Annotated in this window: 20 protein-coding genes; 3 read left to right on the forward strand and 17 right to left on the reverse strand. The window is 62.7% G+C overall.

All coding sequences use genetic code 11. The annotated features are described in order from the left end of the window. Positions 1–79: 79 nt before the first annotated feature. A complete protein-coding gene (locus tag WG899_RS01340; RefSeq protein WP_339593817.1) occupies positions 80–2,389 on the reverse strand; it encodes a mechanosensitive ion channel domain-containing protein in 2,310 nt (769 codons plus the stop codon). 269 nt (positions 2,390–2,658) lie between these two features. On the opposite strand from WG899_RS01340, the gene edd reads away from it, so the two are divergent. Together edd and WG899_RS01350 are read left to right on the forward strand one after the other, a co-directional pair. Next, positions 2,659–4,476, forward strand: a complete 1,818-nt coding sequence (gene edd / locus WG899_RS01345) for a phosphogluconate dehydratase (protein WP_339593818.1) — start codon at positions 2,659–2,661, stop codon at positions 4,474–4,476. A gap of 55 nt (positions 4,477–4,531) precedes the next feature. Further along, on the forward strand, positions 4,532–5,158 hold the full coding sequence (locus tag WG899_RS01350; protein WP_339593819.1) for a bifunctional 4-hydroxy-2-oxoglutarate aldolase/2-dehydro-3-deoxy-phosphogluconate aldolase: 627 nt from the start codon (positions 4,532–4,534) through the stop codon (positions 5,156–5,158). Positions 5,159–5,215: 57 nt separating this feature from the next. Here the strand turns inward: WG899_RS01350 and WG899_RS01355 are convergent, their stop codons facing one another. The 14 genes from WG899_RS01355 to aptA form a co-directional block, all read right to left on the reverse strand. After that, a complete protein-coding gene (locus tag WG899_RS01355) occupies positions 5,216–5,782 on the reverse strand; it encodes a PaaI family thioesterase (RefSeq protein WP_339593820.1) in 567 nt (188 codons plus the stop codon). Then, the gene (locus tag WG899_RS01360; RefSeq protein WP_339593821.1) at positions 5,779–6,213 is read right to left on the reverse strand and encodes a hypothetical protein; all 435 of its coding nucleotides are present in this window, start codon (positions 6,211–6,213) and stop codon (positions 5,779–5,781) included. Before WG899_RS01360 ends, WG899_RS01355 begins: the two co-directional genes overlap by 4 nt. 80 nt (positions 6,214–6,293) lie before the next feature. After that, positions 6,294–6,932, reverse strand: a complete 639-nt coding sequence (locus WG899_RS01365; protein WP_339593822.1) for a DsbA family oxidoreductase — start codon at positions 6,930–6,932, stop codon at positions 6,294–6,296. A gap of 68 nt (positions 6,933–7,000) precedes the next feature. Continuing rightward, positions 7,001–8,506 (reverse strand): aldehyde dehydrogenase, encoded by a 1,506-nt coding sequence (locus WG899_RS01370; protein WP_339593823.1) that lies wholly within the window; start codon positions 8,504–8,506, stop codon positions 7,001–7,003. 11 nt (positions 8,507–8,517) lie between these two features. Further along, positions 8,518–9,906, reverse strand: coding sequence for a DUF3138 family protein (locus WG899_RS01375; protein WP_339593824.1), 1,389 nt, complete (start codon positions 9,904–9,906; stop codon positions 8,518–8,520). A gap of 83 nt (positions 9,907–9,989) precedes the next feature. Further along, positions 9,990–10,847: an ABC transporter permease subunit gene (locus WG899_RS01380; RefSeq protein ID WP_339593825.1), complete on the reverse strand. Its 858-nt coding sequence runs from the start codon at positions 10,845–10,847 to the stop codon at positions 9,990–9,992. Beyond that, positions 10,844–11,797, reverse strand: coding sequence for an ABC transporter permease subunit (locus tag WG899_RS01385; protein ID WP_339593826.1), 954 nt, complete (start codon positions 11,795–11,797; stop codon positions 10,844–10,846). Before WG899_RS01385 ends, WG899_RS01380 begins: the two co-directional genes overlap by 4 nt. Before the next feature lie 16 nt (positions 11,798–11,813). Continuing rightward, on the reverse strand, positions 11,814–12,902 hold the full coding sequence (locus tag WG899_RS01390; protein ID WP_339593827.1) for an ABC transporter ATP-binding protein: 1,089 nt from the start codon (positions 12,900–12,902) through the stop codon (positions 11,814–11,816). 54 nt (positions 12,903–12,956) lie between these two features. Next, positions 12,957–14,111 (reverse strand): polyamine ABC transporter substrate-binding protein, encoded by a 1,155-nt coding sequence (locus tag WG899_RS01395; RefSeq protein WP_339593828.1) that lies wholly within the window; start codon positions 14,109–14,111, stop codon positions 12,957–12,959. 142 nt (positions 14,112–14,253) lie between these two features. Then, positions 14,254–15,648, reverse strand: coding sequence for an aspartate aminotransferase family protein (locus tag WG899_RS01400; protein ID WP_339593829.1), 1,395 nt, complete (start codon positions 15,646–15,648; stop codon positions 14,254–14,256). A 20-nt stretch (positions 15,649–15,668) separates the two neighbouring features. Then, the gene (locus tag WG899_RS01405; RefSeq protein WP_339593830.1) at positions 15,669–17,036 is read right to left on the reverse strand and encodes a glutamine synthetase family protein; all 1,368 of its coding nucleotides are present in this window, start codon (positions 17,034–17,036) and stop codon (positions 15,669–15,671) included. A gap of 54 nt (positions 17,037–17,090) precedes the next feature. After that, positions 17,091–17,909: a gamma-glutamyl-gamma-aminobutyrate hydrolase family protein gene (locus tag WG899_RS01410; protein WP_339593831.1), complete on the reverse strand. Its 819-nt coding sequence runs from the start codon at positions 17,907–17,909 to the stop codon at positions 17,091–17,093. A gap of 8 nt (positions 17,910–17,917) precedes the next feature. Beyond that, positions 17,918–19,294, reverse strand: a complete 1,377-nt coding sequence (locus tag WG899_RS01415; RefSeq protein ID WP_339593832.1) for an NAD(P)/FAD-dependent oxidoreductase — start codon at positions 19,292–19,294, stop codon at positions 17,918–17,920. Between the two features lie 66 nt (positions 19,295–19,360). Further along, on the reverse strand, positions 19,361–20,668 hold the full coding sequence (gene aptA / locus WG899_RS01420) for an omega-aminotransferase AptA (RefSeq protein WP_339593833.1): 1,308 nt from the start codon (positions 20,666–20,668) through the stop codon (positions 19,361–19,363). Between the two features lie 175 nt (positions 20,669–20,843). Here aptA and WG899_RS01425 point away from each other — a divergent pair, with 175 nt between their 5' ends. Then, positions 20,844–21,314: an Lrp/AsnC family transcriptional regulator gene (locus WG899_RS01425; protein ID WP_339593834.1), complete on the forward strand. Its 471-nt coding sequence runs from the start codon at positions 20,844–20,846 to the stop codon at positions 21,312–21,314. 49 nt (positions 21,315–21,363) lie between these two features. On the opposite strand, the gene WG899_RS01430 is transcribed toward WG899_RS01425, so the two are convergent. Further along, entirely contained in the window at positions 21,364–21,561 is a 198-nt protein-coding gene (locus WG899_RS01430; RefSeq protein WP_339593835.1) for a hypothetical protein, read from the reverse strand. Positions 21,562–21,721: 160 nt separating this feature from the next. Continuing rightward, a complete protein-coding gene (locus tag WG899_RS01435) occupies positions 21,722–22,639 on the reverse strand; it encodes a DMT family transporter (RefSeq protein WP_339593836.1) in 918 nt (305 codons plus the stop codon). Positions 22,640–22,735 lie beyond the last annotated feature (96 nt).

Consider the following 22,735-nt stretch of genomic DNA (forward strand, 5'->3'; position numbering starts at 1 on the left):
TTTTGCATTTCGCGGTCAGTGGGCGGCATGGGCTGCGTGCATCGTAAGGGCTTGTTGGCCGGGCTTGGGTGCCAGCGGCTCAAGCTTGGGGCGCAGTAGATGCCAAAGACGCCGGCGACACGCGTTGCAATTCCACCTTGAGCGGCGCGGCCATGTCCAAATGCACATCCCGTTGCGGGAAGGCGATCGCAATGCCTGCCGCGGCCAGTGCGTCGTTGATGGCAAAGCGCAGATCACTGTCCACACCGGCACCACTGCGGGGACCATTCAGGCGGAACCAATAGAGCAGGCGCAGGTTCAAGGCATCGGCCGCAAAATCGTCGAAGAACACCTCCGGCGGCGGCTCGGGCAAAACGCTGGAGTGGGCGGCCGCGCATTCGGTGATCAGCTGGGTGGCGCGGCGCACGTCGGAACCATAGGCCACGCCGACCTGGATGACACGGCGCACATCCGGGCTGCTGCCGCTCCAGTTGCTGACTTGGTTTTCCAGCAGATTGGAGTTGGGCACGATGGCATCAATGCCGTCAAATCCGCGCACCGTGGTGGCTCGCAGGTCCACGGTTTGCACCGTGCCCGAGATGCCGCCGACGGAGACGATGTCGCCGACGCGGATCTTGCGCTCGAACAAGATGATGATGCCGCTGATCAAATTCTTGATGACGTTTTGCGCCCCAAAGCCGACCCCGATCGCCAGCGCGCCGCCCAGGAAGGCAAAGGCCGTGATGGGGATGCGCGCCAGTTTGAGCACGATCATCAAGACCACCAGCAGCAAGATGGTGTTCAACCAGCGCCGCAGCACCCGCGCCAAGGCCGCAGACAGATGCAGCCGCCGGGCCATCTGGTTGATCATCGCGTGCGACAACCAACGCGCCAGCCAGTAGCCGGCGGCCAGCATGATCAAGATGCCTATGCTTTTGCCAACGGTCACGCCGTAGTCGACGGTGACAATGCGGCCGTCGATCTGGGTGTTTTCGGTGGCGCTGAACAGCTCGTAATTCCAGGCCGATGAGGCCCACTCGCGGGCCAGGCCGCCGAACTGGCTCAGCCAGTCGCGTGCATTGTCGGGGCGGTGCCTGAGACCGAGGTCGCCGAGGCTGCGCGCTAACAGCACCTGGCTGCGGCTGAGCGCGCCGAACAGTCGCTCCTGAACATTCAGCTGGGTTTGCAAGGCGCTCAGCAGTCGCTGCTGTTCGGCTCGGTTCGGGTCTTCGGGCAGCAGGTCTTGTACGCGGGCTTCCTGGGCGCGCAACTCGGCGCGCAGAAAGTCGCCGTACTTGGCGGTGATCTGCAAGCGGCTTTGCACTTGGTCGGCGCTGTGATTCAACGCGTCCATCGCGAGTTGCTTCTTCTCGGCGTCGCCGTCGGCGCTCAAGGCCGTTTGACGCGACTGCCACAAATTGGCGCGTTCGCGCGCCAGCGCTTCCAGTTCACGCAGGCCGGTGATGGTCAGGCGCACCGTCTCCAACTCAAAACCTTGCGGCTCGAGCCGGGCTTTGCTGTTGACTGCGGTGGGTGAGCTGAGCTCCTGGCGGCCAAGTCGCGCTTCGAGTCGAATCCGTTCTGCGCTGACGCGCTCTTTGTCGCGCGCAAACTCCTTCAGCAAGCGGGCCAAGTCGGCTTCGGACAGTTGCTGATGCGCACTGACCCGCGCCACCTCGCGCTGGAAGGATTCGATCGGCGCGCTGAGTCGGCTCAGCTCCTCGCGGATGCGGGCGCGAGCCTGGTCCGCTTGCAAGACTTCCAGCTCGGCCACTTCGGTCTGAATTTGGCTCAGTTCCAGCTGCGGGTGTGCCTTTTTCAGCGCATCGGCCTGGTGCAGCAAACCCATCTGATCCTGGCGCCTGCGCAAATTTGCTTCGGCGTCGATGCGGGCATCGACGGCCGACTCCACCTCGGCGTCGAGCGACTTGCTCAACATCTTCAGCGCCGCCTGGCGTACCAACAAGGCATCGAGCTGGTCGCGCAATTCGTCGACCTCGATCATATTGAAGGGCGGCTGGCCACTCAGCGTGCGCGCCTGCACTGGGGCCTGCGAGTTCGCCTGGGGATTGGCTTGATCGCCTTGCGCTTGCAACTGCGTTGACAGCAGCATCAGGCGGCGCGCCGAGGCCAGCTTGCGTTCCGCCACCAAGGGCTCGCTGTCGGGCGCGATCAGTTGCAGCTTTTGGTGCTGAGCGCGGGCCTTGTCAAGCCGCCGAGTCCATTCATCGACGGACCCTGTGTTGGCGCTCGCTGCTGCCTCGGGGCGATTGTTCAAGGGGGCAGTGGATAGCTGTGCACGCACGACTTCGGGCACAACGCCCTTGGGCAGTTCCAGCGCAGCGGCCAGCAAGGAGCACAAGGGCAAGAGGAGGAGCAGGACGGAGTTGCGAACTTGGCGGCGCGGCATGACGTTGGGCTATGGGGCGGGCAGGGGCGGGCAGGGGCGGGCAGGGGCGGGCGGGGCGGGCGGGGCGGTAGCGGGCGGATTTGAGCTTGGCATTGTGGGGCATGACACGGGGCCTACTCTTGCGGTCCCTGTAGGCGAACCGGCAAGTCGTGTCAGCGGCGGCACGGCTGGAAGTTGCGTGCTTTGTACCCCTGATGTAACCCGCAAGGGCGACTAATCTTGTAATATGGTTACCAACTTTCACCCCGCCGAGTTACACGGCCGAGCGTATGAACAAGACCCTAGTTGCTGTCACCGAACGGATTCGCCTGCGCAGTGCCGCCTCCCGCGACGCTTATCTGGAGCGGCTTGACCGTATGGGCGGCCGCAAGCGTGGTGTTGAACGCATGGGTTGCGCCAATGTGGCGCATGCGGTGGCGGCCATGCCGGTCAATGACAAGCTGCGCATCGTGGCCGAGAAGGCGCCGCACCTGGCCATCATCACCGCTTACAACGATATGTTGTCGGCGCACCAGCCTTATGAGGTCTACCCGGCGCTGATTCGCGACGAGGCCCATAAGCAAGGTGCAACCGTGCAGGTGGCCGGTGGCGTGCCGGCCATGTGCGATGGCGTGACGCAGGGCCTGCCGGGCATGGAGTTGAGCCTGTTCTCGCGCGACAACATCGCGATGAGCACGGCCATTGGCCTGAGCCACGATGTGTTCGACGCGGCGCTGCTGCTGGGCATCTGCGACAAGATTGTGCCGGGCCTGTTGATTGGTGCCCTGCATTTTGGCCACCTGCCTTGTATCTTTGTGCCCGCAGGGCCGATGAGCAGCGGCTTGCCGAACAACGAAAAAGCCAAGGTGCGCGAGCTGTTTGCGCAGGGCAAGGTTGGCCGCGAAGAATTGTTGAAGGCCGAGTCTGCCGCCTACCATGGCGCCGGCACCTGCACCTTCTACGGCACCGCCAACAGCAATCAAATGCTGCTGGAGGCCATGGGCCTGCATGTGCCGGGTGCAGCCTTTGTGCACCCGCATGACCCGCTGCGCGAGGCGCTGACCCGCGAGGCGGTGCGCAATGCTTTGGCCATCACTCACAAGACGCGTTACACCCCGATCGGCCGCTTGGTGGACGAGCGCTGCATCGTCAATGCGATGGTGGCCTTGTTGGCCACCGGTGGCTCGACCAATCACCTGATTCACTGGGTGGCGGTGGCACGTTCGGCCGGCATCTTGATTGATTGGACCGATTTCTCTGAGTTGTCGGCCGTGGTGCCTTTGCTGAGTCGCGTCTACCCGAATGGTTCGGCCGATGTGAACCAATTCCAGGCCGCGGGCGGCCCGGCTTTCGTGATCCGCGAGCTTTTGGACGCCGGCTTGATGCATGCCGACGTCTTGAGCGTGGCCGGTGATTCGCTGCGCCCCTTTGGCCGTTTGCCCAGCCTCGGCGAGGGCGGCGCGGTGCAATGGCAAGACCTGGCCCCTGAGAGCGGCGATGACACCGTGGTGCGCAAGGCCTCAGCGCCTTTCAGCAGCAGTGGTGGTCTGAAGCTGCTGGACGGCAATCTGGGCCGCGCGGTCATCAAGACCTCGGCCGTGCCGGAAGATCGTCATATCGTCGAAGCGCCGGCGCGTATCTTCAGCGATCAAGAGTCAATGCTGGCGGCCTTCAAGGCCGGTGAGTTGGAGCGCGATGTGGTGGTCGTGGTGCGCTTCCAAGGCCCACAGGCGAATGGCATGCCCGAGTTGCACAAGCTGACGCCACCCTTGGCCGTCTTGCAAGGCAAGGGCTTCAAGGTGGCCTTGGTGACCGATGGCCGCATGAGCGGCGCCTCCGGCAAGGTGCCGGCCGCGATTCATGTCTCGCCCGAGGCCTTGGCCGGTGGCCCCTTGGCCAAGCTGCGTGATGGCGACATCGTTCGCATGGACGCGGTCAGCGGCGAGTTGCTGGCCCTGGTGCCGGCGTCCGAATGGGCAGCCCGTGAACTGGCGCAGATCAGCCCGGAGCAAGTGGATGAGAACGGCCACGGCTTGGGTCGCGACTTGTTTACCGGCCTGCGCCGCAATGTGAAGAGCGCCGAAGAAGGCGCCGTCAGCTGGCTCTGAGCGCCGGCTTGGCACCTCGACTATTTCGCTTCAATCCTCACTCAAAGAACTCTCCATGATCAACACCCTCAGCTTGGCCAGCCATGGCCCCGTCATCCCTGTCATCGTGATCCAGCGACTGGAAGATGCGGTGCCGCTGGCACAAGCGCTGGTGGCCGGTGGCGTGCGCGTTTTGGAGGTGACGCTGCGCACCGCCTGCGCCTTGCAGGCCATGGAAGCGATGGCGCGCGCCGTGCCCGAGGCGATTGTGGGTGCGGGCACCTTGCGTACCGCGGCCGATGTGCAGGCCGCCAAGAACGCCGGCTGTCAGTTCGGCGTCAGCCCTGGTTTCACCGAGGAAATTGGCGCGGCCTGCCAGCAGCATGGGCTGCCGCTGTTGCCCGGCGTGTCGACTGCCAGCGAGGTGATGCAGGCGAATGCAGCGGGCTATGGCTTCTTGAAGCTGTTCCCCGCCGTGGCCGTGGGCGGCATCAATTTGCTGAAGGCCTTGAGTGGCCCCTTCCCCGATGTGGCGTTTTGCCCCACCGGTGGCATCAGCCTTGAAACCGCGCCGCAGTTCCTGAGTCTGCCGAATGTGAAGGTCTGCGGCGGCTCTTGGTTGACGCCGCAAGACGCGGTAGATGCCGGCGACTGGGCCCTTATCACCCGTTTGGCCGCCGAGGCGGCTGCGATCAAGCGCTGAGTTGTCGCTTGTAGCGGAGGAGCCGCGCAGGCTCCTGCATACCTTGCAGGGCCGCTGCTAGGCGGGCAATTCAAACACCAGGCAGGTAGTGCTGGCGTGGGCGTAGAGGCGCCCGTCATGGCCGAGCAAATCGGCCTCGGCGGTAGCCACTTGTTTGCCCACATGCACGACCTTGCCAATCGCGCGCACCAGAGGCACTTGATCGCTCAGGCCTCGCACCAGATTGACCTTGAACTCAAGCGTGGTGTAGCCCCGGCCCGCCGGCAAGGCGGTATGCACCGCGCAGCCCAGGGCAGAGTCCAGCAGCGTTGCGAACCAACCCCCGTGTACGCCGCCCAAGGGGTTGTAGTGGCGTCGCAAGGGGCGGCCCTGGAAGACCGCCTCGCCATGCGCCACCGAGATCAAACCGAAGTCCAAGGTTTCGGCAATCGGTGGCGGCGGCAAGTCGCCGGCCAACATCGCCTGCATCACCTGCAAACCCGTCAGGCCACGCACTTGCTCGGGCGATGCGATACCGCTGCGGGACTGCACCGTTTGGCGCACGCGCGCCTCATCCTCCAGCCACTGCGCGAGCCGGTCTGCGTGGCCAGCTTGGCCAGTTGGAATTTGGGCAGAGGGGCTCATTCGGCCGCGTCACTGTTGCTCTGCAGGCCTTGCTCTGCCAGCCAGGCCAGGCCCTCATCAACGGACGCGCTCAGTTGGTAACGAGCCAATTGCCCGGCGCGGTCGGCCAGTGCCTTGACCATGGCTTCGTGGAATTGCGTGGGCAGCACATCGGTGACCGCCACCATGCCGTGGCGAACGCCATCCTCAAAAAACTTCCACCACAAGTCCAAGGCCTCGGGCGTGCCGCCTTCCCAATCCAAGGCGTCGCTCAAGAGCCCCCAAGGCTTGGCCCTGCCGTCGGACTGCAGGCCGCGCTGGGCCCACAATTCGCGCGCTTCTTGATGCAGATTGCGCGAGGCAATCTCGTTCCAGGTGCCGCCATACCGGGCCAAAAGAACGTCGCCTTGCCAGCTCAAGGAATAACTGCCGTGTTGTGCCCAGTCGGTCATATTGGATCTTGCCGTGAAGGTGTGCGCCCAGAAGCCTGCAGCAAGTGTAGATGGCCGGCAGCCTTGCAGGCCTCTCAGGCTCAGCTTGCAGCGGCGATTTGCCGCAGCGCCTGTTCGAACACTTCGGGGGGCTGGCCACCGGAAATCAGGTGTCGCTTGTTGATGATGATGGCCGGCACCGATTGAATGCCCTGGGCCTGCCAGAAGCTCTCGGCTTGGCGGACCTCATCCGCAAATTGATTCGAGGCCAAGACCTCGGCGGCGGCTTGCGCATCCAGGCCAACTTGTACGGCAGCGGCCAGCAGCACCTCGTGCGAGCCGGGGTTTTGCCCCTCGGTGAAATAGGCTTTCAGCAAGGCCAGTTTCAAGTCGCGTTGGAAGTGGCCGCCTTGCAGCTCGGCCCAGTGCAGCAGGCGATGCGCATCAAAGGTGTTGTAGATGCGGTCCCGGGCGCCCTTGGTGAAAGTAAAACCCAGCTCGGCGCCGCGCTGGCGGATCGCTTCACGGGTCTGCTCCAGTTGGGCTGGTGCGGCGCCATATTTGCGCGCCAGATGGGCGTTGATCTCTTCGCCCTCGGGCACCATTTGCGGGTTCAGCTCAAAGGGCTGGAAGTGCAGTTCGACTTGCAAGTCGGGCAGGCGTTCAAGAGCCTGCTCCAGCGACTTGAGGCCAATGGCACACCAGGGACAGGAAACGTCGGAAACGAAATCGATACGCATGGTCTGCACTCTAGCCGAGTCAACAAGGCCTTGCAGCGCGGGGCGGCAAGGCCTTGTTCAGCGATGCCTTAGTTGTTGATGCGCAGCCAGGTGGTCTTCAGTTCGGTGTACTTGTCAAAGGCATGCAGCGACTTGTCGCGCCCGTTGCCGCTTTGCTTGTAACCCCCAAAGGGTACGGTGAGGTCATCTTCATCGTACTGGTTCACATGCACGGTGCCGGCGCGCAGTGCGCGCGCGACCCGGTGGGCCCGGTCGATGTGATTGCTCCAGACGCTGGCTTGCAAGCCGTAAGGGCTGTCATTGGCGATGCGCACCGCCTCGGCCTCATCCTTGAAGCGCAGCACGCTCATCACCGGGCCGAAGATTTCCTCGCGGGCGATCTTCATCTGCGGCGTCACGCCGTCAAACACAGTTGGCTGGACAAAGTAGCCGCCGCTGTCGATGCGGGTCTGCTGCCCGCCAGCGACCGCCTGGGCGCCTTCGCTTTGGCCCGAGGCGATATAGCCCATCACCGTGCCGAGTTGGCCGGCGTCCACCAGGGCGCCCATCACCGTGCCTGGGTCCAGCGGATCACCGGCTTGATAACTGGGCGTCTCGGCGGCAAGCAGGGCCACAAATTCGTCGGCGATGCTCTCGTGCACCAGCACGCGCGATGGCGCATTGCAGGACTCACCCTGGTTGAAGAACATGCTGCCGGCCACGGTCTGCGCGGCGCGTTGGAGGTCGTCGAAGTCCGGGAAGACCAGAAAGGCCGACTTGCCGCCCAGCTCGTTGTAGACACGTTTCAGATTGGAGCGCCCGGCGTACTCCAACATCTTGCGGCCGACCCGGGTGGAGCCGGTGAAACCGACCGCATCGACATCCATGTGCAAGGCCAAGGCTTCACCGGCCTCATGGCCAAAGCCAGGCACCACATTGAAAACACCATCTGGCAAGCCGGCCTCCAGCGCCAACTCGGCCAGGCGCAGCGCCGTCAGCGGTGACTTTTCACTCGGCTTTAAGACCACCGAGTTGCCCGCGGCCAGGGCCGGCCCGAGCTTCCAGGCGGCCATGATCATCGGATAGTTCCAGGGCACGATGGCGCCGATCACGCCCATCGCCTCGCGCTGGATCAGGGCCAGGGCATTGCGGCCGGTGGGGGCAATCTCGTCATAGACCTTGTCAATGGCCTCGGCATACCAGGCGATGCAGCGGGCCGTCGAGGGCACATCGACACCAAGCGAATACTGAATCGGCTTGCCCATGTCCAGCGTTTCCAGCAGGGCCAGTTCCTCTTTGGCCTTGAGGATCTTGTCGGCAAAGTTTTGCAGCACGCGCTTGCGCTGCGCCGGTGAGCGCCCGGACCAGCGTCCATCAGCAAAGGCGGTGCGGGCGCTCAGCACGGCCGCGTCCACATCGGCGGTTTGGCCGCGCGACACCATGCCGAGACTGCGACCATCCAGCGGTGAAATGCAATCGAACTGCAGGCCGTCCGCCGTGTTGACACGGCGCCCGCCGATCACCGGGCGGCCGTCGATCTTCAGGGACTTGGCACGCGCCTGCCAGTCGATGCTGTTCTTGGGGCTGTCACTCATACATCAGGACCTTAGAAGCTGACCACCATCGAGGTGCCCAGCAGGTGGTTGCGTTTGCTCCAGCTATTGTCTGCGCGGTTCAAGAACACGGCCTGGTTGGCCGCGTCGAGGCGGTATTCCAGCTTGAAGATCGTGTATTGGTTGAACAGATAGTTCACGCCGAAGGTCAAGGCATAACGGTCAGCGCCCTTGGATGCTGCGCTCGGGTCTGGGTTGGCTTCGTCCCAGCTGAAGCCATTGCCACGCCCCAGGCCATTGCGGCTGTCGTTGTCGCTATAGCCAAACAAGCCGCCGCCGTTCTTGCTGTTGTTCAGGTAGTCGAATCGCGCCACCGCTTCCCAGCGCGGGATGAATTTGTAGGCTGCCAGGGCGGACACGCCGGTCCAGGTGGCATCGCGCAACTGACCATCGTCGTGGAAGATGGCGCTGCCGGTCTGCCGGCCCCAGCTGACTTGGCCTTGCAGGGTCAGGTCGCCGCGGATGAAGTAGGCATCGGCCTCCAGCAGATCAACGCGGCTGTCGCGCGGGCGCTCGCCCTCGGCCAGGAGCGCGTCGGCGGCGTAGTTGTAGGCCTTGCCATGCAGACCGCTGAAGCCAAAGCCCTGGAACTCGCCCTTGGCGTAGTCAACCCGGTAGATCAGGGCCGGGCTGGTGTTGCCGCTGCTCTTGCGCGCGTTGTTGACGTTGGCCAGGCCGGCCTTGACCATCCACTTGCCCATGGTCAGATCCAGCACAGCGCCGGTGTACGCGGTGGGCGCGGTGTAATCAAACAAGAGGTTATGGGTGATCAGCTTGTTGACCGGAGAGAGCGTCAGCTCGTAGCCAGTCCAGTCGGGGATCTGCCCCACCCAAAGGCGGGTTTGCAAGTCGGTCAACGGGATGTTCACCGAAGCCTCATGCACGATGGAGCCGCCGTTGAAGACCGAGCCGGTGCCACGCTCGGGCGCCAGGGTCAGGCGCCATTTGGTGCCGCCGTCCATTTCTTTTTGGAAGTCGATCAAGGCCATGCCGAAATAGCCGTTGTCGTAGGCGTAGGCGTCCTTGTTAAGGAGCTGGAAGCCGGCGGTATCCTGGGCGCGGTTGTAGAGGAAGGTCGGGTCAATGAAGCCGCTGATCTTCAGGTTCTTGGTGCCCAGCGCCTCGGTTGCGTCCTCAAGCGCCTCGGTCTTCATCGCGATGCGGTTGAAGTCTTGCACTTGTTGTGGCGTCATGCCCCATTGCGGCGTGGTGGCGGCCGGCTTGGCCTCGGCCGCCTTGAGTTTTTCTTCCAGCTGATTGACGCGTTCGCGCAGCGCGCGCAGTTCTTTCAGCACTTCATCATTGGACTGAGCCAGGGCGACCCCAGGGAAGGCCGAGGCAAGAGCAATCGTCAGCGCAGCGAGCGTGAATGGATGTTTCAAGGGCGTCTTCCTTTTTTCTAAGGTGCTGGTAGGGGCGGATAGGGGATTGATAGGAGAAGGGGGAATCTGAGTCTTGGCTTCAATCAGGAGGCGCCGCGCATGGCCGCGGCCATTTCCGCACTGCGGCGCCGTTCGGCTCTGGCAATCAAGTAACTGGCCAGCACCACGCCAATCGCGACGATCACGATGATGACGGTGGCCACTGCATTGATGCTGGGGCTGACGCCGAGACGGGCACGCGAAAAAATCACCAAGGGCAGAGTGGTCGAACCCGGCCCCGAGAGAAAGGCGGACAGCACCACATCGTCCAGCGACAGCGAGAAGGTCAAGAGCCAAGCCGACAGCATGGACTGCGAAATCATCGGCAGGGTCACCAGATAGAACACCTGGTGTGGGCGTGCGCCCAGGTTCATGGCGGCCTCTTCGAGCTGCGGGTTCAATTCGCTCAGCCGGGCCTGTATCACCACGGTGGCGTAGGCCATTCCCAGCAGCAGGTGGCCGAACCAGATCGTCAGCATGCCGCGCTCGGGGAAACCCAGCGCCCGCTGCATCGACACCAACATCAGCAGCAGCGACAGACCAACGATCACCTCCGGCATCACCAGCGGGGCATTGATCATGCCGGCGAACAAAGTACGGCCGGTGAAACGCTTGTACTTCACCAGCGCAAAGGCGGCGAAGCAGCCGAGCAGCACCGAGGCGCTGGCGGTGGCAAAGGCAATCTCCAACGACAGCTTCAAACCGTTCAGCAACTCGGTGTCGCTGCTCAGCGCGGCATACCACTTGAGGGTGAAGCCACCCCAAATCGAGGGCAGCTTCGAGTCATTGAAAGAGTAAAGAACCAGGGTCAGGATGGGCAGGTAGAGGAAGGCAAAGGCCAGCAGCATCCAGCCGAGTCCAAACCAGCGTGCGGCCTTGGGGCCGAGCAGTGCGCGCTTCATGGCCTGCCTCCTGGCCGGTCGGCGCGGTCGCCCTGGCTTTCGGCCTGGTATTTGTTGAACAAGGCCAGCGGCACGATGATCAAGAGCACCATCACCGCGGCCACCGCCGAAGCCATCGGCCAGTCGTTATTGCTGAAGAACTCGTCCCACAAGACGCGGCCAATCATCAAGGTTTGCGGGCCGCCCAGCAGTTCGGGGATGACGAACTCACCGACGCAGGGAATGAAGACCAACATCGAGCCGGCAATGATGCCGGCCTTAGAGAGCGGCACGGTGATGCGCCAAAAGGCCAGCCAGGGCGTAGCGCCCAAATCGCTGGCCGCTTCCAGCAGGCGCAGATCCATCTTGGCCAAGTTGGCATAGAGTGGCAAGACCATGAAGGGCAGGTAGGTGTAGACCATGCCAACCACCAAGGAGAAGGGCGTGTTGAGCAGCTTGCCCAGCGCCGGGATCATGCCGGCCGCCAGCAGCAGCTGATCCAGTCCAAGCGCCTCGATGGCCTCGGCCACCCAGCCATGCTCACCCAAGAGGCCCTTCCAGGCATAGACCCGTAGCAAAAAGCTGGTCCAAAAGGGCAGCATCACCAGCATCAGCAAGACCGGCTGCAGCGACGCCTTGGCGCGCGCCATGAAGTAGGCAAAGGGGTAGCCGATCAGCAGGCAACCGGCGGTGGTGATGGCCGCGTACTTGAGGCTGGCCAGATAGGCCTTGATATAGAGATCGTCCTCGGTGATGAAGACATAGTTGCTGGTCTTGATGGCCAAGCGCCAGACGCCGTCTGCATAACTGATCAGGTCCTTGAAATGGACCGTCTCCATTTCCGAGACGCTGATCTTCAAGACGATCAGAAACGGCAGGGCAAAAAACAGCAGCAACCAGCCGTAGGGCAGCGCGATCACCGCATTGCGGCCCGAGAACAGGCGCGCTAAAAGGGATAGGGGGGAGCGCATGCGAATCGGGCCTGCTTCAGAGGGTCAGCACGACTTGGGAGCTGGGCGACCAAGAGGCCCAGACCTCTTGGTCCCAGGTCAGGGGATCCGCACGGTAACGCGCCAGGTTGCTCTCGCTGACCTTGACCATCTGCCCGCTGGGCATCTGCAGGTGATAGACGGTGAAGGCGCCGAAATAGGACAACTCGCGTACCTTGGCGCGCACCTGGTTGAACTCGCCCTCGGGCTTGTCGGTCGAGAGGCGGATCTTCTCGGGCCGCAGCGCCACGCTGACGGCCATGCCCGCCGTGCCGGTGATGCCGTGTCCGACGTAATGCCGACAGTCGGCACAATCAATCACCACATGGTCGGGTTCATCGACGCTGAGGGTGCCTTCCATCAGATTGACGTTGCCGATGAAGTCGGCCACGAAGCGGGTGGCCGGCGTTTCGTAAATCTCGGCCGGTGCGCCGACCTGCAGGATGCGGCCTTCGCTCATCACCGCGATGCGCGTGGCCATGGTCATCGCTTCTTCCTGGTCGTGCGTGACCATGACGCAGGTGACGCCGACGCTCTCGATGATGTTGACCAACTCGATCTGGGTTTGCTCGCGCAGCTTTTTGTCCAGCGCGCCGAGCGGCTCATCGAGCAGCAGCAATTGCGGCTTCTTGGCCAAGCTGCGCGCCAGCGCCACGCGTTGCTGCTGGCCGCCAGACAGTTGGTGCGGTTTGCGCTGGGCAAATTTGCTCAGTTGCACCAGCTTCAACATGGCCTCGACCTGGCTGGCGATTTGGTCCTTGGGCAAGCCGTCACGGCGCAGGCCAAAGGCGATGTTGTCCCAGACCGTCAGGTGCGGAAACAGCGCATAGCTCTGGAACATCATATTGATCGGCCGCGCGTAGGGCGGCAGGCCCGCCAGGTCCTGGCCGTTCAAGACAATGCGGCCGCTGCTTGGGGTCTCGAAGCCGGCCAACATGCGCAGCAGGGTGGTCTTGCCGCAGCCGGAGGAACCCAGCAGCGCAAAGATCTCGCCCTTGGCAATATCGATGGAGACGCGGTCCACCGCGACCGCGCCGCCGCCGAAGTCCTTCACCACATTGTCGATTTGTAGGTAGTTGCTGCTCATCGGCGGGCTTGCATGTGGAGGTGGTTGGCGCGGCGGGTCATGTTCAGAGCCGGCTCACAGCCCCGTTTTGAACGAGGTGTAGATGCGGGTCATCTGGCGTCGGATGTCGTTGTTGATCGAGTCCGGCGCGGCCATGCGCTTCATATCGGCTTCGCTCAGGAAGACGCTCGGATTGCTGGCCACCTCGGGCTTGACGAACTTCTTGGCCTCCTTGTTCGGGTTGGCATAGAAGACCTTGTTGGTCAGGCCGGCATGTACCTCGGGACGCAGAATGTAGTTGATGAATTTGTGCGCATTGCCGGGGCGCGGCGCGTCAGCTGGGATCACCATCACATCCATGAAGATGATGCCGCCGGTCTTGGGAATCATGGCCTCGATCTTTTGGCCGGTCTTGCCGTCGATAGCGCGTTGGCGGGCGATATTGATGTCGCCCGAGTAGCCCAGGGCCACGCAGATGGAGCCGTTCGCCAGGTCATTGATATAACCCGAGGAACTGAACAAGGTGATGTGCGGGCGGATGGCCTTCAGCAGGGCCGGCACCGCAGCAAAGTCTCCGATGTTTTTGGTGTAGGGCGGCTTGCCCAGGTAATGCAGGGCGGTGGGCACCACCTCGGTGGCCGAGTCGAGGAAGCTGACACCGCAGCTCTTCAGCTTGGAGATGTACTCGGGCTTGAAGAGCAGGTCCCAGGCGTTGTCGGGCATCGGCATGCCGCCCAGCGCCGCCTTGACCTTGTCGACATTGATGCCGACCGTGGTGTAGCCCCACAGCCAGTTGACGAAGAACTCATTGCCCGGGTCAAGCTTGGCCAGTTGGGCCTGTACATCGGGATCGAGGTTTTTGTAATTGGGGATCTGGCTCTTGTCGATCTTGCGCAGCAAGCCGCCGTCGGCCTGCAGCTTGGCCCAGTAGCTCGAGGGCACAACCACGTCGTAGCCGGTCTTGCCCGCCACCAGCTTGGCATGCACGATCTCGTTGTTGTCGAAGATGTCGTAGCGGACCTTGATGCCGGTTTCTTTCTCAAAGTTCTTGATCGTGTCTTCGGCGATGTAGTCGGACCAGTTGTAGACGTTGAGGATTTTTTCCTCTTCCTGTGCTTGGGCGCTGGGGCTCAACAGGCAGCCCGCTGAAACCAGCAAAGCGGCCGAAGCCAGTGAGCCGAGGAGCGCGCCACAAGGCTTGCCAAAGTCACGCAAAGCGTTCAAGTTCATGAAAGGTTTCCTCTCAAAAAGAAGCCAGGAAGTTGGATGCGAAATCTGCAAACAGTCTAGGGTTTGCTGGGCTGGCGCCCATACGCCGAAACCCGCGGTTGTGGCGAGCGCGACACCGAAGGCCTAGCCCAGACGGCCTTGCTTACCGCAAGCCTCGACGCATCAACTCCTCCTGCGTCAGATCCAGGCAGCGGCGGATCAAGGCCACCATTTCGTCGATCTGCGGCCGCGTCATCACCAGAGGGGGCGCCACGATCATGCGGTCGCCCACGGCCCGCATGATCAAGCCATTGCCGAAACAATGGGCGCGACACATCATGCCGACCTCGAGCGCCGGGTCGAAGACCTCCGCACGCTGGTGTTCCGCGGCCTTGTGCTTCACCAACTGCACGGCCGCCAACATGCCGCAAGTCTGGGTTTCGCCGACCAAGGGGTGATCGTTCAGCTCGGCCACGCGCTGCGCCAGATAGGGGCCGATGTCCTCGCGCACCTGCTCGACGATTCTGCGCTCGCGCAGCAGCTTTAAATTGGCCAAGGCCACCGCGCAGGCGGTCGGGTGGCCCGAGTAGGTGAAGCCGTGGTTGAACTCGCCGCCTTGCTCAATCAAGACCTTGGCCACCCGTTCTCCGACCAGAACGCCGCCGAGCGGGATATAGCCCGAGGTCACGCCCTTGGCGAAGGTGATCAAGTCGGGCTTGAAGCCCATGGTTTCGCAGCCAAACCAACGGCCGGTGCGGCCAAATCCGCAGATCACCTCATCGCTGACCAGCAGGATGCCGTATTTGTCGCAGATACGTTGAATTTCCGGCCAATAGGTGGACGGGGGCACGATCACGCCGCCGGCGCCTTGAATCGGCTCACCGATGAAGGCGGCCACCCGGTTGGCGCCCAGGGCCAGGATCTTGTCTTCCAGCCAGCGTGCCGCCTTGATGCCGAAGTCCTCCCGGCTCATGTCCTGGCCCAGTTCGAACCAATGCGGCTGCTCGATATGGCTGATATTGGGAATCGGCAGACCACCTTGTGCGTGCATGCCGCTCATGCCGCCCAAGGATGCGCCGGCCATGGTGGAGCCGTGATAGCCGTTGTGGCGGCCAATGATGACCTGCCGCTCGGGCTGGCCTTGCAGATCCCAGTAGCGCCGCACCATCCGCACAATGGTGTCGTTACCTTCCGAGCCTGAACTGGTGAAGAACACATGCTCAAAGCCGGGCGGGCTCAGCTCGGCCAGCAATTCGGCCAACTCGATTGCCGGCATCGTGGCGGTCTGGAAGAAGGCGTTGTAGAAGGGCAGTTCCTTCATTTGCCGTGTGGCTGCGTCGATCAGGCTTTGCTCGCCATAGCCGATGTTGACGCACCACAGGCCGCTCATGCCGTCGAGGATCTTGTGCCCCTCGCTGTCCCAGAGGTAGATGTTTTCGGCACGGGTGATGATGCGCGAGCCTTTTTTCGCCAGGCCCTGGAAGTCGGTGAACGGGTGCAGGAAGTGGCTGGCATCTGCGGCCTGCCAGGCCTGGGTGCTACGTGTGGTGGTGCTCATGACGGGTCCTCGTTTTTTTGTCAGACGTGCAGCAGCAGATGCTCGCGCTCCCAGGGCGAAATCACCTTCATGAATTCCGCGTATTCGATTTCCTTGATCTCCGAATAGACGGTGACAAAGGATTCGCCCAGCACCGCCGCCAGGTCTTTCTCGGCCCGCAGCAGATTGAGCGCCTCGCCGAGGCTGCGCGGCAATTGGAAGTCGCCCAAATAGGCGTCACCCTTGCATTCGGGCGAGGGCTCGACTTTGTTCTTGATGCCCAGATAGCCGCAGGCCAGTGTGGCGGCCAGCGCCACATAGGGGTTGGCGTCGGCGCCAATCACGCGGTTCTCGATCCGTCGGGCGCTGGGTTCGGCCAGCGGTGAGCGGATGCCGACGGTGCGGTTGTCGGTGCCCCATTGGATGTTGATGGGCGCGGCGGTAAAACGGGCCAGGCGCCGGTAGCTGTTCACATAGGGCGCAAACAGCGCCATGGCGGCGGGGATGTACTTTTGCAGGCCGCCGATGTACCAGAAGAATTCCTGGCTGGGTGAGCCATCCTCATTGCTGAACAGGTTGCGGCCGGTCTTTTTGTTGATGACGCTCTGGTGGATGTGCATGGCGCTGCCGGGCTCACCGGCAATCGGCTTGGCCATGAAGGTGGCAAACATATCGTGGCGCAGGGCCGCCTCACGCACCGTGCGTTTGAAGAAAAAAACCTCATCCGCCAGGCCCATCGGATGGGCGTGGAAGAAGTTGATCTCCATCTGCCCGGCGCCCACCTCGTGAATCAGCGTGTCGACGTTCAGCTCCATCTTTTCGCAGTAGTCGTAGACATCTTCGAAGAGGGGGTCGAACTCATTCACCGCATCGATTGAGTAGGCCTGGCGCGAGGTTTCGGCCCGACCCGAGCGGCCGATCGGCGGCTTCAGCGGCATGTCGGGGTCGCTGTTGCGGGCCACCAGATAAAACTCCAACTCCGGCGCCACCACCGGCTCCCAGCCTTCGGCCTCAAACAGACCACAAACCCGGCGCAGCACCGAGCGCGGTGCAAACGGCACCAAGTCGCCATTGCGATCAAAACAGTCGTGGATGATCTGTGCCGTCGGGTCAATCGCCCAGGGTACCAAGCGCGCGGTGGTCGGGTCGGCGCGCAGATGCATATCGCGGTCGTTCGGGCTGATGACGTCGTAGTAAGGCCCTTCCTCAGGGAATTCGCCGGTCACTCCCATCGCCACCACCGCCTCGGGCAGGCGCATGCCGCGGTCCTCGGTGAACTTTTGGCGCGGCAAGATCTTGCCGCGCGCCACCCCGGTCAGGTCGGGCACCAGGCATTCGATTTCGGTCACCCTTTGCTGCTGCAACCACTGTTCCAATTCGCTGAAAGTAAATTGCGTTCTGTTCACCATCGAGATTCACCTTGAAGCTAAGTTCTTGAGACCGAATTCAGTGGGCGCTGGGCGCTAGGTCTCCGGGATCAATCGCTGCTTGGCAGCTTGGTAGTCTTGGCAGGCCTGACCGAAGGCCTTCAGCAAGGCCATCGAAACCGGGTTGCTGGCTGCCCGCCATTCCGGATGCCACTGCACGCAGAGATTGAAGCCGGCGGACGGTGCGTGCGAGAAGGCTTCGACCAGACCGTCTTCGGCCACCGCTTCGATGCGCAGGCCCGGTGCTAACTGCTTCACGCCTTGACCATGCAGGGAATTGACGGCGAAGCCATCGCGCCCCAGCAGTTCGGCCAGGAGGCCGCCGGGCAGTACCTGCACCCGGTGTTGATCGGCGTATTGCTGCTCCGGCGCTTGGCCCTCAGGCGCACGGTGGTCGTTCAGCCCGGCTTGCTCTTGCACGGCCTGATGCAGCGAGCCGCCCAGCGCCACATTGGCCTCTTGAAAACCGCGGCAGATGGCGAACAGCGGCATGCCCAGCGTCAGCGCCTTGGGCACCAGGGCCAGCGTCCAGGCGTCGCGTTCGGGGTCGAGCGGCAGGGCGGGGTTGTGCACCGCTTCGTCGAAATGACTGGGGTGCACATTGGAGGGGGAGCCGGTCAGCAGCACGCCGTCGGCCAGCGCCAGCAGTTCTTCCAGTTCCTGCGGTGTGCTCGAGGGCACGATCAGCGGCAAGCAACCGGCCAGGCGCACCGCATCGATGTATTTTTTGCCGGCAATATGGAAGGGGTGCTCGCCGACCGGGCGGTTGCAGGCCGGTACCAGCACGACCGGCTTGCGCTGGCTGGCTGCGGTGCCAGGGGTGGTGGCGGTGACTGTGACGTTAGCTTCTGGCATGGGCAGGCTCACAACATATCCCTCAGTCGATAGTAAGCCATGCCCAGCACCAGGGCCGGCGTGCGCAGCAGGCGGCCACCAGGGAAGGGGTGGTGCTTGAGGCGGGCAAAGGTGTCGAAGCGGCTGGCGTCGCCCGCCATGGCTTCGGCCACCAGCTTGCCGGCCAGGCCGGTGAGCGCCAGTCCGTGGCCGGAGAAGCCTTGCAGGTAATAGACGTTTTTATGTTCCGCCAAGCGGCCGAAGTCGGGCGCCCGGTTCATCGAGATGTCGACAAAGCCGCCCCAGCCGTATTGCATCTGCACATCTTGCAGCTGCGGGAAACACTGCAACATGCGGGCACGCATGCTGGCCTTGAGGTCGCGCGGCGACAGGGTGCTGTAGCTGACGCGGCCGCCGAAGAGCAGGCGCTGGTCTGCGGTGGGCCGGAAGTAGTCGAGCACAAAGTTGGTATCGCAAACGGCCGCTCTTGACGGGATCAGCGCTTCCAGCCGCTGCCGCGGCAAGGCTTCGGAGCAGGCGATATAGGTGCCAACCGGCATGATGCGTGCGCTCAGTTGCGGGGCCAGTTGCGGGGCAATCTCCGGCAGATAGACGTTGCCGGCCAGCAGCAATTGCCGCGCCGTGACGCGGCCGATGGATGTCTCTGTGCTTGGATCTGAGTTAGCGCCTGTGGCTGTACTTGCACCCGGCGCCGCGGCGCAAGTCAGGGTCAGCGTTTCGCCCCGCCGCTGCAGGCCGCGCACCGCGCTGTGCTCAAAGATACGCACCTTCAGCCGCGTTGCCGCGGCGGCCAAACCCAGGCAGTACTTCAGCGGGTGCAAATGGCCGGATGCCGGGTCGTACACGCCGGCATGAAAACGCTCGCTGGCGATCCAATCCTGCATCTCGGCCTTGCTGAGCCATTGCTGGGTATGGCCATAGTGCTGGGCCATCTGCGCATGCCAGGCTTGCAAGGCGCGGGCCTTGCGTGCGCTGGTGGCGAGGCTGAGGAAACCGTCTTGCCATTCGCAGTCAATCGCAAAACGTTGACTGCGCTGCTTGATCAACTCGATGGCCTCCAGGCTCATGGCCCAGATGCGCCGCGCCTCGTCGGCGCCCAACTGCGCCTCGATCTCGCCCTGTTCACAGGCGAGCCCGGCCAGCGCCTGTCCTCCGTTGCGGCCGGAGGCTCCGCCGCCGACTTCCCCGGCCTCCAGCAGCACCACATCAAAGCCCCGCTCGGCCAACTCGATCGCTGCGGACAACCCTGCGAGGCCGGCGCCGACGATGGCCACATCGCAGTGGACGTCGCCGGCCAATGCCTCATGGTGCTGGGTGCGTGGGGCGCTGGCCGCGTAATAGCTGTCTTGGGCCAATCTGCGATCGGTATTGAGCAGCTGGGTCATCCCGTGGGTGTTGCTGATGAGAGGAGCAGTGGGAGAGTGGGCTGGGTTTGCCGTCGCGGGTTCCGTTCAGGCTGCGCGTTGCAAGGCGCCGCGCACGGTGTCGATGATTTGGTCGATATGCTCGCGCTCGATGATCAGCGGGGGGCTCAGGGCGATGGTGTCGCCGGTGGTGCGGATCAACACACCTTTTTCCCAGCAGTCCAAAAACACCGAGAAGGCACGCTTGCCTGCCTCACCTGGCAGCGGCGCCAGCTCGACACCGCCAACCAGGCCGATATTGCGGATGTCGATCACGTTCGGCGCGCCCTTCAGCGAGTGCAGGGCCTCAGCAAAATAGGTTTCCATCTCGGTGGCGCGAGTCAGCAGGCCTTCCTCGGCATAGGTGTCCAGCGTGCCCAAGGCGGCGGCGCAGGCCAGCGGGTGGGCCGAATAGGTGTAGCCGTGGAAGAACTCGATCAGGTGTTCGGGCCCTTGCATGAAGGCGTCGTAGATGAAGTCCTTGGCCAGCACGGCGCCCATCGGCACGCAACCATTGGTCAGGCCCTTGGCCACCGTCATCAGGTCGGGTGTGACGCCGAAGGTCTGCGCGCCAAAGGGATTGCCGGTGCGGCCAAAGCCGGTGATGACCTCATCAAAAATCAGCAGGATGCCGTGCTTGTCGCAAATCTCGCGCAGGCGCTGCAGATAGCCTTGCGGCGGAATCAATACCCCGGTTGAGCCGGCCACCGGTTCCACAATCACCGCGGCTATGGTGGAGGCGTCGTGCAGGGCGATGAGGTTTTCCAGATCGTTGGCGAACTCGGCCCCATGGGCCGGCTGTCCGACCGAGAAGGCATTGCGGGCTGGTTCATGGGTGTGGCGAATATGGTCCACGCCGCCGAGCATCTGGCCAAACATCTTGCGGTTGCCGACCATGCCACCGACCGAGATGCCTCCGAAATTGACGCCGTGATAGCCGCGCTCACGGCCAATCAAACGGGTGCGCGCGCCTTCGCCGCGGACGCGGTGGTAGGCGATAGCCATCTTCAGCGCCGTGTCCACCGACTCTGAGCCGGAGTTGGTGAAAAAGGCCTTGCCCAGCCCGGCCGGCGCCAGCGCAACCAGGCGCTCGGCCAATTCGAAGGCCTTCGGGTGCGCCATCTGGAAGGGCGGCGCAAAGTCCAACTCGGCGGCCTGCTTTTGAATCGCTTCAACAATGCGTGGGCGGTTGTGGCCGGCATTGACGCACCACAGGCCCGCGATACCGTCCAGCACCTGGCGGCCCTGGTCATCGCGGAAATGCATGCCGTCGGCACCGGTAATCAGGCGGGGCGACTTCTTGAACTGGCGGTTCGCTGTGAACGGCATCCAGTAAGCGTCACGGGGGCTGGACATGGGCGGGTACTCCTAGATCTGATCGGGCCAAAGGGGCGCGATAGTTCCGCCCCTGTTCTGCCTAACAGTCTAGTCAAGCGGCGACGCAATGTGCGAGCGCTTTAGCGGGATGTAAACCCGAGGTTTTGCAATCCGCTGCGATAATTGATGTAAATATCGGCGAATAATTCGAAATATGAGTTCTGAAGTGCAATTGGATGCGATCGATCGCAACATCTTGAACGAGTTGCAGCGCGATGGCCGCCTGCCCAATATCGAGCTGGCGCAAAGGGTGCATCTGTCGCCCTCGGCCTGCCTGCGGCGTGTGAAGCACTTGGAGGAGGCCGGGGTGATCGCCCAGTACGTGGCCTTGCTGAATCCGAAGGCGGTGGGCAAGCAGGGCACCAGCTACACCATCATCAACCTGGAGCGGATGACGACCGCAGCCTTGGCGTCCTTTGAGCAGGCGGTGCGCGACAGCCCAGACATTCTGGATTGCTTCTATGTGGCCGGCACCAACGACTATGTGATCCGCTTCGCCTACAAAGACGCGGAAGACCTGGAGCGCTTCCACACCGATGTCTTGATGCAACTGCCCGAGGTAGCCCGATCCAATTCAATGCTGGTGCTGCGCACGATCAAGAGGACCACGGCCTTCAATCTCTGAGCAAGCTTGGACCTGAGATTTTTTCAGGCCCAGTTTTTTTTGATGCCGATCAGGCGGCGGCAACAACAGCGGTCAAGGAAGTCAGCCAAGCCAAGGTGAAGGCGGCGGCCATCACCCACTCTTCGCCTTTCGAGCTCAGTGCCTGGCGGCCGAAAGACGTCTTGGGCATGGCCAAGCCGGCTTCGGCGGGCATCGGTGCCACGAAATAGTGTTGCGAAGTGGCGATGAAGTTGGACAGTGCAAACATTTCGGGTCTCTTTCAGATGAGTTGTTCGTTGTTCTGAAGGGGCCCGAGGGAAAGCAAAACATCCACTTGGCTCAGGCCGTTCGATGCATCAATTGCTGCATCACGACCGTGAGTGTCACAGAGATTAGTGAAAACCCTATGACAAAAATCAGGGAATACCCTAGTTTTGCAAAATCCGTGAATTAATGCTCTTTTGCAGCATGGAAATCATGGGGATCAGTTGTATCAACATCATGCTGGCGAAGATCAGCGTACAGCCCAGCAGCCCGGCAGGGCTCAAACGATCGCCCATTAAGAAGTAACCAAACAGCGCCGCGAACAGGGTTTCGGAGGACAAGATGATGGCCGCATCGGCCGCATGGGCGTAGCGCTGAGCCACCACCTGCGCGGTGAAGGCAACGCCGACCGAGAACACACCGGTATAGATCAGCGGCCCGGCTGCCGCTTGCAGGGCGGCGGCGCTGACCGGCTCATTCAGCAAGGCCCAAGCCAGGGCCAAAACGCCGCAAACCGCAAACTGGCCGCCGGCCACCAAGAAGGGCGCCGCCATGCGATCGGCCACCCGGCCCACCAGCACCACATGGAAAGCCCAGGGCAGGGCAGACAAGATCACCCAAAGATCGCCCTTGCCAATGCTCAGCGACTGGGCGCCGGACAACAAATAGGCGCCGACCAAGCAAGCCAGCGCACCGGGCCAGACCGACCAGTGCGGCAGATGGCGCCACAGCAGCCAGCCCAACACCGGCACCAGCGGTACATACAGCGCGGTCAAGAAACCAGCATTGGTCACAGTGGTGCTGACGATGCCGATCTGCTGCATCGCCGCGCCCATCAGCAAGAGGCTGCCCAGGCCGGCGATTTTGGCGCCGTCCACACGGCGCAGCGGCCGGTCCTTGCTCTTCAACTCTTGCCACTCGCGCCACATCAAGGGCGCCACCACCAGGGCGCCAATCAGAAACCGAATGCCGGTGAAGGCCATCGGCCCCAGGTGCTCCATGCCATGGCTTTGGGCCACAAAAGCAGAGCCCCAAATCACGGCAATAAAGATCAACAGCAGATTGGCGCGAATGCGGCTCATGGGCAAGGGATCTCGGTAACACGGGCGGAGCCCGATGCGTAAAAACCCTCAATTATCGAGCATGTTGCTCCTGCCGCGACCTGCCGACACCACCTT

Source organism: Paucibacter hankyongi, from assembly GCF_037482915.1.
GTDB lineage: Bacteria > Pseudomonadota > Gammaproteobacteria > Burkholderiales > Burkholderiaceae_C > Paucibacter_A > Paucibacter_A hankyongi.